The 15955-nt window shown below is 36.2% G+C and carries 9 protein-coding genes; 3 read left to right on the forward strand and 6 right to left on the reverse strand.

Annotated elements, in window-relative coordinates; all coding sequences use genetic code 11:
• Positions 1-43: 43 nt before the first annotated feature.
• The 4 genes from HWV59_RS14655 to HWV59_RS14670 form a co-directional block, all read right to left on the reverse strand.
• Complete coding sequence (locus HWV59_RS14655) at positions 44-1312, reverse strand: McrC family protein (protein WP_175639292.1); 1269 nt, start codon at positions 1310-1312, stop codon at positions 44-46.
• Positions 1309-3549: an McrB family protein gene (locus HWV59_RS14660; RefSeq protein ID WP_175639293.1), complete on the reverse strand. Its 2241-nt coding sequence runs from the start codon at positions 3547-3549 to the stop codon at positions 1309-1311. Before HWV59_RS14660 ends, HWV59_RS14655 begins: the two co-directional genes overlap by 4 nt.
• Before the next feature lie 42 nt (positions 3550-3591).
• Positions 3592-4155 carry a hypothetical protein gene (locus HWV59_RS14665; protein ID WP_235991746.1) on the reverse strand — a complete coding sequence of 188 codons (564 nt, stop codon included), beginning with the start codon at positions 4153-4155 and terminating at the stop codon, positions 3592-3594.
• 79 nt (positions 4156-4234) lie between these two features.
• A complete protein-coding gene (locus HWV59_RS14670; RefSeq protein WP_175639294.1) occupies positions 4235-5236 on the reverse strand; it encodes a helix-turn-helix transcriptional regulator in 1002 nt (333 codons plus the stop codon).
• A gap of 215 nt (positions 5237-5451) precedes the next feature.
• Between HWV59_RS14670 and HWV59_RS14675 the strand changes: the two genes are divergently transcribed.
• Positions 5452-7002, forward strand: coding sequence for an IS1182 family transposase (locus HWV59_RS14675; protein ID WP_175639295.1), 1551 nt, complete (start codon positions 5452-5454; stop codon positions 7000-7002).
• On the opposite strand, the gene HWV59_RS14680 is transcribed toward HWV59_RS14675, so the two are convergent.
• Positions 6999-10229 (reverse strand): UvrD-helicase domain-containing protein, encoded by a 3231-nt coding sequence (locus HWV59_RS14680; RefSeq protein WP_175639296.1) that lies wholly within the window; start codon positions 10227-10229, stop codon positions 6999-7001. The two genes, HWV59_RS14675 and HWV59_RS14680, sit on opposite strands and share 4 nt — an antisense overlap.
• Positions 10222-13218, reverse strand: coding sequence for a PD-(D/E)XK nuclease family protein (locus tag HWV59_RS14685; RefSeq protein ID WP_175639297.1), 2997 nt, complete (start codon positions 13216-13218; stop codon positions 10222-10224). The genes HWV59_RS14680 and HWV59_RS14685 overlap by 8 nt, the downstream gene beginning before the upstream one ends.
• Before the next feature lie 426 nt (positions 13219-13644).
• Between HWV59_RS14685 and HWV59_RS14690 the strand changes: the two genes are divergently transcribed.
• Together HWV59_RS14690 and HWV59_RS14695 are read left to right on the forward strand one after the other, a co-directional pair.
• Entirely contained in the window at positions 13645-13989 is a 345-nt protein-coding gene (locus HWV59_RS14690) for a hypothetical protein (RefSeq protein WP_102231603.1), read from the forward strand.
• A gap of 384 nt (positions 13990-14373) precedes the next feature.
• The gene (locus HWV59_RS14695) at positions 14374-15858 is read left to right on the forward strand and encodes an aldehyde dehydrogenase family protein (protein WP_175639298.1); all 1485 of its coding nucleotides are present in this window, start codon (positions 14374-14376) and stop codon (positions 15856-15858) included.
• Positions 15859-15955 lie beyond the last annotated feature (97 nt).

Below are 15955 nucleotides of genomic sequence, written 5' to 3' on the forward strand. Positions count from 1 at the left end.
TAGCAATGATTCCCATCTATTTTTAACTTCTTCTGGTATCTTCTTAGCCTTTTACAATCTCCTCCAACATCTCTCCCAAATCATCCATCGTATGCTTCATCCGATCCAGCCGCACTGTTTGAACCTCAATATACTTTTTTGGAAAGGAATCAGGTACTATCCATCTAGGCAAATCACCTTCCTCGTTTGTTTGAGGATAAAGTAGTAGGCACCGTTCGGCTGATTTGTATGTTGTGATATAGGCATACATTTGATAAATATCACCTTGTTTGTAATTTCTCTTTCCATTTACAATGACACTTTTCCATTTTGTATCAATGATGATTTTCGCTTCTTGTTCTCTTGTTTCAATGACAAAGTCCGGTTTTAAGAGAATGTTGTCTCTTCCTGTATCTGCATTTTGCAGCAGTTTTTTTGCTGTATGCTGAAGCTTCACTTCGTAAGAGGTTGAGACGAGCATTCGTTTTAAAACTTCTCCAATGTATGTTTCGTATAAATCGTTCATTTTAAATAAGAAAGAAAAGGCGATTTGTTGATTTTGCTGACTGCTCATGGATGTTGATTGTATAATGGCTTTGGCCAATTGCAATGCTTTTTCATAGTGTGTATTTTGACGATTGAGTTGAATTTGTTCTACCTTTTCCTTTGGTATAAAGCAATCCTCCACATCTTCCAACATGGCAAGGCCGTTCATTAAACTTATTTTTAACGGTGAATGTTGGACATAGCGAAAGACAATGTTCAATGCTGCTTTTAGAACCTGATTCAGGAAAATATTTGGTGTTAGTTCATCAAATTCACAAAATGCATTTGCTGACCTTTTTACGTTATGGCGGATATGGTCTGAAACAAGCAGTCTTCCTTTTAAGGTTGCAATGTTTTCTACTCTCCCTTGATATTCACGATACATTCCTCGGTTTAAGGTTTTCATTAATTCAACAATATACAGCCTTGCAAGAATATGGAGCAGATCTACTTTTTCAAACTGACTTAATGTTTGTTCTGTTAGTTCAACCGGCAGTTTTTTCGCAACTGATAACATGTTTAACAGTGCTCTCCTGTTTAAGGCTTCGTCATGTTGGTTTAAATTGATCTTGGGCAAAATTTCTATTCTTACGGACTTGAGTTGGATGACACCGACAAGGTTAATAAATCGGATTTTTTGATGTGCATACTCGATGACATTTTCACCTTTATATGTATTTTCCAAATAGTGAAGAAGGTGGTCCCACTCTGTTTCAGTAAGACCGTTTGTCATTTCTTCGTTACAGAAAATCCAGTCGTATGCTTCTCTTATGATCACTTGTTTCATTCATATATTCCTTTGATGTCTTCCACCGTAAGATTTGTTTTCACATGATATTTATCCGGAAGATCCATGGCTGTATAAGATGAACGCTTGAATAATGCCTCTATATCAATTTGTTCTTTGTAGATAATGCATGTATCTGTCTCACTCTTCCCCACTCCGCCAAGTACCATCGCAATTTTTTCCCAATCGTCATAAAAATACTCTTTTAGAAGCGGGATGATTTTGTTTTGCATCGTTGTCATAATATCTTCAACTGTTTGAACCCGGTTAAAATAAGCATGTCCGATCATATGGTCCCGGCTGTATAGAACTTCAATTCGTTGATTCATTCGATGAAGGAGTGATGGTAAATCGATATCTTCAACGATAGGTAATATATGATAGATCGGCATTACTTCTTCAAATGAGAACCTTCTGCGTAATGCTGTGTCAAGCAAGGCAATTGAGCGATCAGCTGTATTCATTGTTCCCAGAATATAAAGGTTAGGAGGTAGAACAAACGTCTCTCCTGAATATGGTAAATGAATACGTGTCTCATTTTCTTTTGTTAACCGTTTATCGTCTTCTATTAAAGTAATCAATTCGCCAAACACTTTTGATATATTGGCACGGTTAATTTCATCAATAATCATGACATATCGATTTGCTTGAGAAAAATCAAATTCCTCGTTATGTTGAAGTGCATGAAGCACACGCTGTTTTCTTGCTTCATATTCACTTGCTTCAACCAGATTTTGCAATCCGGCATATAGTGCATCAATGACTACTTTTTTAAACATTCCATCTGTGGGAACAAATTTTCCTTCCTGATCTGAACGTAAACCTTCAATAAAATCTTCATAAGAATATGATTGATGAAATGTTACAAATTGAATTTGTTCTTTTTGCTGGTATGTTTTAAACAGTTGTTTTAGATCACCGAGTTGATCTACCAGCTCATCTGCATGCTTATTATAGATAATTTCCACAGATTTTGAGGCTAGTTGATAGGTTTTTCCTGTTCCTGGTGGTCCATAAAGAATAATATTGGGATTTTGATAAAGTAGTTCTTCTTCATAGTCTGGTGTTACTTCTTCTGTTATGATCTCTTCTTGATTTTCCACTTTTGCTGTCTCCGTTTCCGTTTTAAATAGTAAGTGAAGTCCTTGTGGTGATAATTGCTCCATTTTTCTATGGACTGGTTTTAGCTGTTCTAACATCATTTTAGGTTGTAATGTAAGTAGTTTCGTGATGTTAATCCAAACTGTTTTACCTTTTAAAGAAGGTTCGCCAAATGGTAAAATGATTGATTGTGATGGTACATCTTCTTCATTCAGCCAGACGTTTTCAACGCTTGCGATCCAGCCAACTTCTTTTGTTGAACGGTCACATATGTATAATTTCGTCTTATCTAGCGTAACTAACGTTTTCAAGTTCAGTTCATCTGTCTCAACCATCGCTACAACCGAATCAGTGGTTAGCTGCTGTTCAATTTTCGTGATGGTGTCAGTATCTAAATAAGAGAATAATTCACTATCAATTCGTAATGTTTCGGCACGACCGATCATCGAAAAGTATCTGTCCAGTTTTCTCACTTCTTTTTGCTTTAAAGGAGGATGTAATTCATTTACCTCTTTTTCAATTAGTTTTTGCACGATAATGTCATATGTATAGTAAGCAAGATCTTTCTTACGTTCTGTATCCGGGAATGAACGATATGATTCAAGCAAGTCATTGTATTCTTCGCTTTTGTTTAAAATATGTTTGTTGATACTTCGTTCAAATTTATAGGCAACAACAAACTCATCTGGAAATTGGATATTCTTTATGATTGAAAATAAATGGACAAAATGGCCGTGTAAATCTGTTGCCAGTTTTATTTTTTCAATCACTTGACGGAAGTCCTGCTCTTCTTTTGATACATTAAATAACGTTACTAGATTCACTCGTGTCTGAGTGAAATTATTAATAAAATTGTTCGTTCTGACGATGGAATCAATTGATTTAATAAACGTACTTAAATCATCGATATCATTTTCTGTGAATATTTCCGAAGAACTTTTTATTTTGTCTATGACTCTCGTAAACGCTGCTTTTGTCTCATCGTCCCAGTTCGTTTCATTGACACGGTCATAATAGTCTTTATGGAACTTACCTTCTTTTTCATATTCTTGTTCAAATAGATCCCGATGATTTGTTAAGATCTCATCTAATGTAATTCCTTTATATTTATTAATGATGGCTTGAATTCTGTCCATTTACTCAGCTCTCCCAGTTGTTATAGTTTTGAGTTATGTTTCCTATGAAATCTCTATTATGTAATATTTTCGTTGATCCTCCAGGCTTTCCCACGTAAAATCGTGTCTTTTCGACAGGGTTACTAATTCCACGTTTTTATTCATTCCTGTTGGTTTGTATACGTCGCCGTAGAGAGAAAATTCGTTTCTAAAGTGCTTATAAATTCCTTGTGTTAGTTTTCCTTCATAAAATAGTTTATCAGATACGAATACTACAGCTGCCGTCTTCGTGAATCCTCTGTCTTTTACTTCTTCCATGAATTTAACATCTTTTACAAAGGAATACATTTGTTCCGGATACTGGCCATTGGTAGGAAATTTCAGCTCGATCGCATATTTCTCGTTCATTTCTTCATTAAAAATGGAGATGTCAATTTCCTTTTTTATCGTGTGTGTATCTGGTGTGAAAAACGAAATATTTCTTTCAAACTGAACTTTATAATCTGAAAGGGCATTTCGCAAATAGATTCCTAGTTCATGTTGAAGACTAAATTCGTTGTATAATTCCAGTTTGGTTTTTTCTGCATAGTTGAAAAAGTCGGTTATGTATTGTGATAGGCTTAACATGTTAATCAGTCCTCCTATACTTTATTTCTATTACGTTACTTTTATTATAAACAACAGGGTATACCATTTTTGGCACACCCTATTCTTTGTATGTCGCAGCCATTTTCTCGATTTCTTTATTTATTTCTTGAACTAATGATGTTGGTGATAAGACTTTTACATAGCTTCCCCAGCCAAGAATCCATCCTTTTAAGCCCATGCTTTGTTTTGCTTTTGCCTTTAAAATGAAGGTGTTGTTTTCACCTTTTCGAATATCAGCATCGATACCAAATTTGTCAATGACACCATTTAAGACAAGTTGATTTAACGTGAATTGTAAGGTGATCCATTGGTCTTCTCCACCAAACATGTGAAAAGAATTATGTACATATGTGCTGATGTCTTGTTGTTTTTTAACAAAGCGATTTTCGGTAACAATGACATTTCGCATGCGGTCCAGACGGTAATTTCGAGGATTACTTTCTGGGCTTTGATCAATATCTTCACCAATTAAATAATAAAAATCCGACTCCCAAATTAACGCAAATGGTTTAATTTGATAGTTTTTAGCATTGTGGCGTAATTGGAATTGTTTATGTATATCAAAGTCGCCATATTGGAATGTAATCATTTTGCTTTCTGAAATGGCTTTATGGATTTTATCAATATGCAATTTAATTAATTGATAGTCTTGATTAATGGATTGCTGGTATACAATTGGATCTGGCAGCGTTTTGGCCACATGCTTACTCGTTAATTTCTTGACGTTTTTCACAATGTTCTTTTTCTCTTCTTCTGTAATGAAACGTGCTGATAAAATTGGGTCAATAAGCAATCGAAGCTGATAGCTTTCGAATAGCCGGTCTTGATGGCTATAATAGATTTCACCATATTTTTCGACGTTTTCGATGATATCAAAGCCTGTTGCCCTTAATGTTTGGATATATCTTTTTACTGTTTTTGCATCTGCTGTGCATTCCGGAATTTCTATTTTTAGCTTTTCTACTAATTCTTTAATGGAAAACTGTTTGTTTTCGTCTGTATCTCGAAGAAAGATTTCTTTTAAGGCTAGCAATCTTCTACCTGTTTTTGCTTCACTCACATGATCACTCCATAATTTGGTTAATAGTTACCTATCATTTGGTTACTCATTTTCATAAGGAAAAAATCAGGAATTGGGACAGATCACCTGTCCGAGGCCACTGAAAAACACCTCCTAAATAATGGGGATATATAATAAAAAAGAAAACCCTCCTATTTTTGGTATAATTGAATCGACCAAGAAACAATTAATCAAAAGAAGGAAGGTTTTCTTTTATGCTTAAAGACAAAGATATGCAATTAAGCATCTATTCAGTATTATACAATAAAATTCCTGAAAATCATCAACTTAAAATTCTTAGAGACGAATTAGATTTTAGTTTCATTAACATAGAACTCGAAAAAACCTACAGTAAGTATTATGGTAGACCGGCAAAAGAGCCTGAGCTTATGGTAAAACTTTTAGTCTTACAATATCTTTATAATTTATCAGACGAACGTGTTATTGAAGAGGCTTCATTGAACCTTGCTTACATGTATTTTCTAGGCATTAACCCCGAAGATGATCTACCTCATCCAAGCCTTTTGACTAAGTTTCGTAAAAATAAATTAGAAGGAAATTTAACGATTGATGACATCATCTCTAAAATCGTAAAACAATGTGTAGATAAAGGGATTATACAGGGAACGGGAATAAGCATTGATACAACTCACACAGCATCTAACACATTTAAATGTACCGCAGAAAGAGTAATGAAGCGTCTAGCTAAAAAGATTTTTAAAACTGTGGAGAACGAAAACGGTGAAGTACCGAAGGAAATAAATCAGGAGATTCCAGATTATAAAGAAATAAAAGATCATAAAGAAGCTAAGGCAACCATGAAGTCTTATCTCGAAGAGATAATTTCAAGTGTAGAAGAACATACAGAAATACAAAACAACTCCAAGGTGAAGGAATTACTAGAGGTTACGAAAGAAATTCTGGAGGACCCTAAATTTCTGGAACAAAAAGGAGTTCGTTCCATTGTAGATCTAGACGCTAGAGTTGGACATAAAAGTAAAACTTCCCATTTCTTTGGTTATAAAACAGAATTTATGATGATACCGAAAGAGCGAATTATAACAGCAGTTCATGTTGATAATGGGGCCTATGTGGATGGTAAAATGTTTGACGAGTTATTAGAACAAACAAAAAAAGGCGGTATTTTCATAGAAGAAATATTTGCCGATAAGGCTTATTTTCGTAAGATAATACTAGATAGAATAAAAGAAATTGGAGCTAAAGCATACATACCAGTAAGTGAAATGGCCTATAGAGTAAATGAAGCACTTTACAGCTACAATAAAGATTCTGATGAATGGTTCTGTATTCAGGGGAATATTTCCGTAAGGAAATACCACAAAAAGACTAAAAACCGACAATCCTATCGTTATTACTTTGGAAAGGAAACTTGCAGAAGTTGCCCGTTTAGAGATGTTTGTATTTCTGGTAAAACTGTAGCGAAAGCTTTAGAGGTTGGGATCAATACTCCAGAATTCTATGAATACAGCCAACAACAAAAGTCAGATGAATTCAAAGAAAAATATCGGGAAAGAGCTTCTCACGAATGGAAAAATGGTGAGATGAAGAATTTCCACGGGTTAGATCGTGCCAGGGGGTACGATCTAAAAAGCGTGGCCTTACAAGCAAAATTAACTGCATTAGCAGTAAATTTAAAGAGGATAGCAGCGATACTATCCTCTAAAAAGTCAGCTATAGTCATTTTTTATTCCATTTTCTTGAAATATATAGTTGGAATCCGTAAATTTCATAAAATGAGTATTTAAAAAGGGCACTTTTTCAGTGGTCTCCACCTGTCCCCATGTCCCTCATTGATAAAGAAAAGCTCAGTGTGTTTTACTTTTTCGCCTGTTATTTGTTCCCAGGCATTTTTGTAGAATAGGAGCTGGTCTTGGTAGTAGTTCCGTAGCTGGGCAAAGTCGGCTTTGTCTACCGGGTTGTCTGTTTTGTAGTCGACAATGGTCCATTCTCCGTTTATTTTATAAATCAGGTCGATGATTCCTTTTACTTTGTATGGATGTTTTTCTCCATTTGGTGACTGAATGAGTTTGTACAATGGGTCTTCACTGTCCACTTGAAGCATGAAAGGAACTTCCGGTAGTACATTGTCAGCGATTTGTAAGTCTGCCCAGATTGGCGAGTTTTTAAATGTTTCTATGATTTGGTTTATTTCTTCTGCTTTTTCGGCTGGAACTTTGTACGTTTTTAATAAAGAAGAAATATAATTTGTCACGTCATGACCTTTGACAACTTTCTCAAGTACATGATGGACGATGGTTCCCCAGTCTTTTCCGCCGCCAGCTTCTCTTTCAATGGAAACTACGCTAGAATAATCTTTGTCTTTCGTTGGTGACCAGTAGTCAAATGATCGTTGTTTGCGATGTTCGAGCCATCTTGACATGCCGACTGTTTTCGCCTGGTAGTCTTGTAATGAAATTTCTTCGATTTCTTCTTGTGTACTTTCGGTCATTTCATCAAGACTCACAAATTCTTCAATATTGCTTATTTCAAATAATGTATTCCAAGGGTTTTTCTTGTCATTCTTTGCACTGTAACTGATTATGATTGCTTTTTCGGCGCGTGTTGCAGCTACGTACAGAATGCGAAGCTCTTCTTCTACTAAATAACGCAGTTCCTCCTGCTTAAAGGTATCCCAATCGATTGGCAGAGCCAGTTCTTTTGTTTGAAAGCCGTTGCGGATCGAAAAGGAAAAGTAGCCTTTTGATGCATCATCTTCCCGTTTAATATGTTGTGATAAAAACGATTCTTGAGAAACAACTTTTGCCGGATGGGCTAAAAAGACAATCGGTGCTTCTAATCCTTTTGCTTTATGCACATTCATTACTCTTACACTATTGGCACCTTCTTCAATATTAAGAACCGTTGTTTTGTTATGAATGCTTTCCATTAGAAGCTGACATATTTGTTTATATGTAGATGTACCAGCTGATTCTTGATGACGAATATGTTCAATCACCTGAAGTAAACTTTTGTAAGCACGTTTATTGCGGCCATTTTTAATGAGCAACGGATAAAACCCAACATCATCAATCATTTTTTCAATTGCAATGGTAGGTGAAAAAGTACGGACCCACTTTTGATAGGTTGTTAGCTTTGCTAAGGCACCTGCAAACTTTTCCTGCAATGGTTCTGATAAACCTTCAGGAACTTCACTATAAATGGAGAAAATTCCATCGGCTTTTTTCCATTGATATAATTCATTGTCACTAAACCCAAAGAAGACTCCACGTAACGTCGCAAGAAGATCCACTGTGTCTGTTGGATCAATGAAGGTTTGCAGTAGAATGCTGAGTTCTTGAAACTCTCTTGTTTCGCCAATGATGACTTCACCACTAATGCTGACGGAAATTCCACTGTCTTCAAGTGTTTGTGCATATGTCGCCATTCCGTCATTGTATCTAGTTAAGACCATAAAATCACGAGGATTGTAGCCTTGTTGAAGCAATGATGAGATTGCCCTGGTGATGTTGCGCGCATCTTCAGCAATGACTTCATCTTTTTTTGAGAAATCTACCGGTACTGTTAAAGACTTAATACCTGATAGTCCTTTCCCATCATCTTCGTGAAACGAATTTAACGGTCGGTATGCTGCTTGATAGACTGTTTCCTGTTCAGGTAAGTGCTGAACAAATACACTGTTCAATTTATTTGTTACCGTGTCCACCGTTCGAAAGTTCATCATTAATTGTAGGACTTCTCCACCATGTACTTCTATTAATTGCTTTACACGATTATATGTATCAATATCAGCACGGCGGAAGCGGTAAATTGCCTGTTTAGGATCACCCACAACGAACAATGATCCTGTTTTAGGTGTACATTTTGTCCATACTTTTTCATCCAAATCCGTGCTTGTTAAGTAAAACATCATTTCCGCTTGAATCGGATCTGTATCTTGAAATTCATCCACTAACAGATGAGTATATTTTTCTTGAAAATACCCTCTTACTTCTGCATTGTCTTTTAAAAGTGTTGTTGTATGTAGTAACAAATCTTGAAAGTTTAATAGTGATCTTTCCTTTTTCAAGTTGCTATACACGGAAGCGGCTTCTTGTAAAAAAGAAACAACTTTAGGATGACAATACTCTTTCCACTGTTGTAAAAGTGGTAGAATTGTTGTCTCTACATAATCTGTTAGTTTTTCTTTATAAAATTTTGCATCTTCCTTTGAGTGCCAACGATTTAGTGTTACGTTTAGCTTTTTATTAAACAATTCAAACTGGGCAATGATGTCACGATTGTTTGAAGGATTAATAAAACGTTGTTTTTGCAGGGCAGTGATGATGATTTTCTGTAATGCATCATACCCCTTTGGCGGTTCTTCTTCAGGTACGGATCGAATCGCCTCTTTTACGATATTCATTAATGAAAGATACGCAGATTGTAGATCAGGCTTTTCTGTTTCTTCTGTTACCCATTCAACATCTGTATATTGCCTCATTTGACAAAGACTCTCGTATAAGTCATCCACTTTTATTCCAAGTTCGTTTATTTCAGCCAGTAGCGGAGACTGGTCTGTTTGAGCTTTTTGGAGAAATAACTGCCAGGATTCTTCTAGTAATTGTATATCGTCGGCTTCTTCCATTTCTTTAAATGAAAGATCTAAGGATGCTTCGACTGGACGTTCACGCAAAAGCTTTGCACAAAAGGAATGAACCGTTCCTAAAAAACAACGGTCGATATTTTGCAGGGCTGCTTCTAATCGATCTTTAATAGCTGCATCTTTCTCCATTTTCCAGACAGCTTCAAGCTTAGATTGGAAACGCATTTTCAACTCATCTGCTGCTTTTCGGGTGAAGGTTATTGCGACAATGTGTTCGATGTTACATGTGTTCGTATAAATGAGTTGCACCATTCGTTCAACAAGGCTTGTTGTTTTTCCTGAACCTGCTCCTGCTTCGACAAGAAAATTAGTATTCAGTGCATGTTTGATTTTATCCCGAGCGGATTGATCAATTACTTTATTAGTCATGTGCGCGTACCCCCAAAAATTGACGTAAAGGTTCATATGTTTTGTCACTTCTCTTGGCACTTAGTGTTTCCTCGTCATAGAAGTGTCGTTTACAAACAGATTTATAGTTGCAAAATTTACAGTCATTTTCATCATCAGTCATCGTGAAAATCCCTTGTGAGACTAACTCAATTAAATTTTCCAGCAGCGTTAATCCTTGAGCACGAACAGTCTCATCCTGTTTACGTACGAAACGTTGAGCAAGTCCTTTAACTGTTGGAAAATAGTAAGCACTTTCCTCGACTGCACCAGTTTTTAGCTGAAGATGTTGCTCAATTGCTAGTGCATAGACAAAATGTTGGAGCTGTCGGCCTCCTTTGAACATTCCATTCGTACTATAGCCGTATGTGCTTCCTGTTTTATAATCGACAATATGATATGTACCAGAGCTTGTTTCATCAACACGGTCAATTTTTCCGGCAATCTTCATGCTTTGACCTGATGGTAATGTTATTTCAGCTGCTTCAAATTCACCGACACCAAATGTGTACTCAAAATGGAGAGGATTGTAGCTTTCACAATGCTGCTCTTCTTCTTTTAAAAAGATTCTGCAGCACTCGATAATGTCAGCTAACTCTAGCTCGTACACCCGTTCATTCGGTGGCGGTGAGATATCACGCTGAACTTGGATATGTTCGTTTGCAATCGCCAGGATGGTTTCTTCATGATGAATAAAAGATGGCTTTGCTTCACTTGATTGCAATGTCTTATAAAATGTTTCAAAAACGCTATGTAATAAGCTGCCACGAGTTGCAGCGTCCAACCATTTATTAGGGTTAAAAGCTACTTCTTCAATCGGTCGAACTCCTAACACTTCACTTAAAAAGTAGGAATAAGGACATTTCGCAAGTGTTTCTAATCGACCTGCTGTCATGGAACGTTCTTGATTGATACGTGGATCAAACATAGCTTGATCGATGGTAATTTTCCCGTCAAATTCCGTAAACATCATTTCTTCACGTGCGTTCATTGCTTTGATTCCTGACTCTAAGTGATAAAAATGGGATAAAACATCACTCTTAACCTTCACTTTTTGGTCTGTGATGACTTTTTGTGCCCAATAATCCTGTTCATTTATAAGCTCTTCAGCAACATAGGAAGATGGAAGTTTGGCTACATCTTTAAAATCTGCGTCATGGTGCCCACTTGTCATTCTGTAGGCTTGTAAAAAGACATGTGCGGGATGAACAACCCGGTTATCGGTTACAGCAAAATTACAATAACTTAGTGATACATGTCCCTCTTGTTGTGCAAGTAATTGAACGAGATGATAAAGATTTTCTTGACTTTTATGTTCGTTAACATTCAAGCCTTTACCTAAACGATTCCTTTCCGTATCAAGTAGTAGTGGGTTTTCGTTGACACTACCGGGAAATTTCCGACTATCCAGACCAACTATATAAGCAAAATGGCGTGCTTCATATATTCCACGTTCGTAAGAAGTAACATGGAGATGACCCGGCTTGGCACTTGACTTTAGTACATTAATACTTAGTAATAAATCCTTCATCTTTTCAAAAACTTTAAAACGTGTCAACGTTTCATCACAATATGGTAATAATTTTTCAATTTCTTCAAGCAGTTCTGTTTTCGCAACTTGATCAGCGGCTGAAGATGTTCGGCAATAATGTTTGAGTACATAGGCAATTGCTTGTAAACATTCTCGATAATTCAACTCATTTTTATAGTCAGGTAAGTTTTTGAACAATTTTACAAACCATTTTTGGATAGTGATTAATTGATTCATTTTTTCTTGATAATATTCTGCCTTTAGTTCATCTGTTGCTTCATTTTGTTTTAGTTCAAGGCGGTTTATTTCTTCCGTCAACTGACTTATGTAACGCTTTTTATCCCAACCAATACTAGCATCACGAAGAATCCTTGTCATTTTCACACCCGATGGCATGTCTTCCTCCAGGTGTAGCAGGCCTTCATGTATTAAATCAAGAAACACATTGACACTATAATTTGATGAAGTCCACTGTAATATCCCTGCTATTAACCGTCCTGGACGAGTCGTTAAAACTGGTAAACCTTGACCAAATGTAATCGGGAGTTCGGTTTTTTGTGATAAATGGTAAAAGTGAGTTACATACGGTTCACGATTCGTGTAATAAACCACATGCTTATCCAGTTTCGCTTGGGATTCTTTTATTTTATGGAGAATCTGCTTTATTTCCACTTCCTCGGTTTTAGCTGTAAAAAGAGTGACATTTTCTGTCTCTACTTTGTGTTCCAAGTCATAAAGATAGCTTAATGGAGTAGGTTCTCCCCAAACAATCGACCGAAGATTTGACCTTTCCGATACTTTCACACCTAACACTTTCTGCAGAGGCAATTTATATGTATGGTCTGGTAATAGTGTATAGAGAAATTCTTCTTCTAATTGAGATAAAGATAGATTCGATTGAAGAATATAAACCCGATTTGCTGTTTTGATTGCATATTGTGTTGCCAATCGAAGAGTTTCGGCATGATCTGTCATTTGATATGTATGTAAGGAATTTTCATATTGTGATAGTAGCAATTTCATATCTTTCCCTTTATCAGCTGTCAGAAAATCGTCAGTGTTTAAAGTATCACTCGTATACCCAGCCATTCGGAGTGTATGGAGTATCTGATACATCGCGCGACTAAATGAGGATGTTATTTCCATATTTTTAAAATATGTTAATGAATGATTTTCTTTTAATTGAGATAGAATGGTATACACGAATTGAGATCCAATCGTATCAGTAACTACTTCTTTTTGATTAGGGTGGTGAAGTTCGATTAATTCTTCGGCGAGATCTGTTACTGTTTTAAAGGTTACATTTATGGCCCTGTGTCCGAGATCTGTAAATGCCTCTAAAATATGTGCACCTACTGTATAAGAATCAACAAGAATTATTTTTTCTTGGTAAGGAAATTTCGTATTAATAGTAACTAATTCTTTCATCAGTGAATTCATTCTACTTCCTCCTTTTACAAGTTCCCCTATTATTTTACACTTTTTCCATCCAGTTATGGTAGGTTTGTCTTGTGATGAATGATCTATTATTGAATAGGCTTTAAATATCCAGTTTATTCATGGGTTGTTATTCCTGTTTTTAGTATAAACAAAAGGGTGTACCAGTTTTGGCACACCCTTTTAACGAAGGAATGTAAAAGGGGTGCAAATCACATAGTGTTCAGCACCTCTCTTTTGATTTACATCAACAATTATTGAGTCTTATTACCTTAATTTAATGTAGAAAGTAGCATCCTTTTATTAAAGATTACAACTACCATTACTAAATGACTTATAAAAAAGCTAGCTCATTTGAGGTGATTGGTCCAATCAATCGATCATTATGTTCATAGTATTTAGTAAATTAAACAGAAAGTGGTGTTATATTTGGGATTAAGGCATGTAAATTGTAATGTAGTTTCTGCGAATATCAATACCTTTCAATCTGGACCATGTGTTGGTCAGGAAGTAGTGTTATATGAAGCAGAAACTAGTTCTGTAAATGTCGGCGCAGTACTTAGTTTTTCAAATTTTTCCGATTGTCCAGTAACATTCAGAGTATTTGATGAAAATGATGAAGAAGTGTTAGCAATTACCCCAGAACCAAATGGGTCAACTAGCCGATCATTCTCTTCAGTACAATTAGTAACTGCAACCTTTTCTGATAATCCAAGTTCCTTTGGTAATGCTATAATGTCCGGTACATTGTTCTATTGCGTATGTTGTCAATAATTGTTTATGTATTTGATTTCTCTTGATTACTAACAATCTGAATTTTATATTTTTATCGTAATATGTTTAGTTTCCTATTTTAGAAGCGTCCAGAATTTTTATGCAGGACGCTTTGTTTCTAATCGGACATTACATAGTTTCAATCAAGTCACAAATATCTGTAGGAGATATTTCTGATAAAACCTACCATCTAAAATTCTATCAACTTCGACAAGAAATGATGATAACTGGCACCCAATCCAAATACTTTGTCAAATTATTTGGAAGCGTTTTCCTTGCACTTCTTCCTATTACTATGTAAAACTAGTTTTGTAAGTGTAATATTTTGACACTTATTTTTCTTGTGTCGACCATTACATAATACAAATCATGAGGAGGAATAGCATGAGCCAATTAGTAGTTCAATTAAGAGAAAGAGTAGAAAAGTTTCTGAATGGAAAGAAGAAGCTCTTTATTAATGGAGAGTTTGTGGAGAGTGTTTCGCAAAAAACATTTGAGACTTATAACCCGGCTACAGGTGAAGTGCTAGCACATGTATTTGAAGCAGGTCGTGAGGACATTGATTTAGCTGTAAAAGCTGCTCGCAAAGCCTTTGATGAAGGTCCATGGTCTAAGATGGGAACTGCTGAGAGAAGCCGCTTAATGTACAAGCTGGCAGATTTAATGGAAGAACATAAAGATGATTTAGCTCAATTAGAAACATTAGATAATGGTAAACCAATTAGAGAAACAACGAATGCTGATATTCCTTTAGCTATAGAACATATGCGTTATTACGCAGGCTGGACGACAAAGATCGTCGGTCAAACAATTCCAGTCAATGGACCGTATTTTAACTTTACCCGTCATGAGGCTGTTGGTGTAGTCGGACAAATTATCCCTTGGAACTTCCCATTATTAATGGCAATGTGGAAGCTGGGCGCTGCTTTGGCAACTGGCTGTACAGTTGTATTAAAGCCTGCCGAACAAACACCTTTATCTGCATTATACTTAGCAGAATTAGCTCAAGAAGCTGGATTCCCGGCAGGAGTACTTAATATTGTTCCTGGTTTTGGTGAGACGGCAGGTCAGCCGCTTGTCGACCATCCACAAGTAGATAAAATTGCCTTCACAGGATCAACTGAAGTTGGAAAATTAATTATGGAAAAGGCCGCTAAAACGCTAAAACGAGTCACACTTGAATTAGGCGGAAAATCTCCGAACATCATTTTACCTGATGCTGACCTTACACAAGCCATTCCAGGTGCATTAAACGGGGTTATGTTTAACCAGGGGCAGGTTTGCTGTGCTGGATCCCGCGTATTCGTTCAAAAGAAACAATTCGATAATGTCGTGGCAGATATGGTGAGTCACGCAGAAAAAATCAAACAAGGATCAGGAATCCACGCTGATACAGAAATTGGTCCACTTGTTTCAACAGAACAACAAAACCGTGTATTAGGCTATATTGAAAAAGGTGTAAGTGAAGGTGCTGAACTATTAGTAGGTGGATCAAAACCGTATGAAGAAGGTTACTTCGTCTCTCCTACTATTTTCACAAATGTGAATGATGACATGACAATTGCGAAAGAAGAAATCTTTGGTCCTGTTATTTCAGCTATGCCTTATGATGATATAGATGATCTGATTGCTCGTGCAAATAATAGTGAGTATGGACTTGCTGCAGGAGTTTGGACAAGGGATGTGGCAAAAGCCCACTATATTGCGGAAAACCTTCGTGCAGGAACAGTGTGGGTAAACTGCTACAATGTCTTTGATGCAGCATCACCATTTGGCGGTTACAAGCAATCGGGTATTGGCCGTGAAATGGGATCTTACGCATTGAACAACTACACTGAAGTTAAGAGCGTTTGGATTTCTAAGAAATAACAACTGAATTTCTTGGCATCTCTAACACAATGACTTTTCAACATAGATATCTTTGGTTATAATAATAGTAGATTTGAATAAACTAAAAAAAGACTGT

The organism is Metabacillus schmidteae (genome assembly GCF_903166545.1).
GTDB lineage: Bacteria > Bacillota > Bacilli > Bacillales > Bacillaceae > Metabacillus > Metabacillus schmidteae.

Excerpts from the sequence above, each read along its gene's own strand:
- HWV59_RS14655 (WP_175639292.1), bottom strand. The coding sequence starts at position 1,312 with ATGAAACAAGTGATCATAAGAGAAGCATACGACTGGATTTTCTGTAAC.
- HWV59_RS14660 (WP_175639293.1), bottom strand. The coding sequence starts at position 3,549 with ATGGACAGAATTCAAGCCATCATTAATAAATATAAAGGAATTACATTA.
- HWV59_RS14665 (WP_235991746.1), bottom strand. The coding sequence starts at position 4,155 with ATGTTAAGCCTATCACAATACATAACCGACTTTTTCAACTATGCAGAA.
- HWV59_RS14675 (WP_175639295.1), top strand. The coding sequence starts at position 5,452 with ATGCTTAAAGACAAAGATATGCAATTAAGCATCTATTCAGTATTATAC.
- HWV59_RS14680 (WP_175639296.1), bottom strand. The coding sequence starts at position 10,229 with ATGACTAATAAAGTAATTGATCAATCCGCTCGGGATAAAATCAAACAT.
- HWV59_RS14685 (WP_175639297.1), bottom strand. The coding sequence starts at position 13,218 with ATGAATTCACTGATGAAAGAATTAGTTACTATTAATACGAAATTTCCT.
- HWV59_RS14695 (WP_175639298.1), top strand. The coding sequence starts at position 14,374 with ATGAGCCAATTAGTAGTTCAATTAAGAGAAAGAGTAGAAAAGTTTCTG.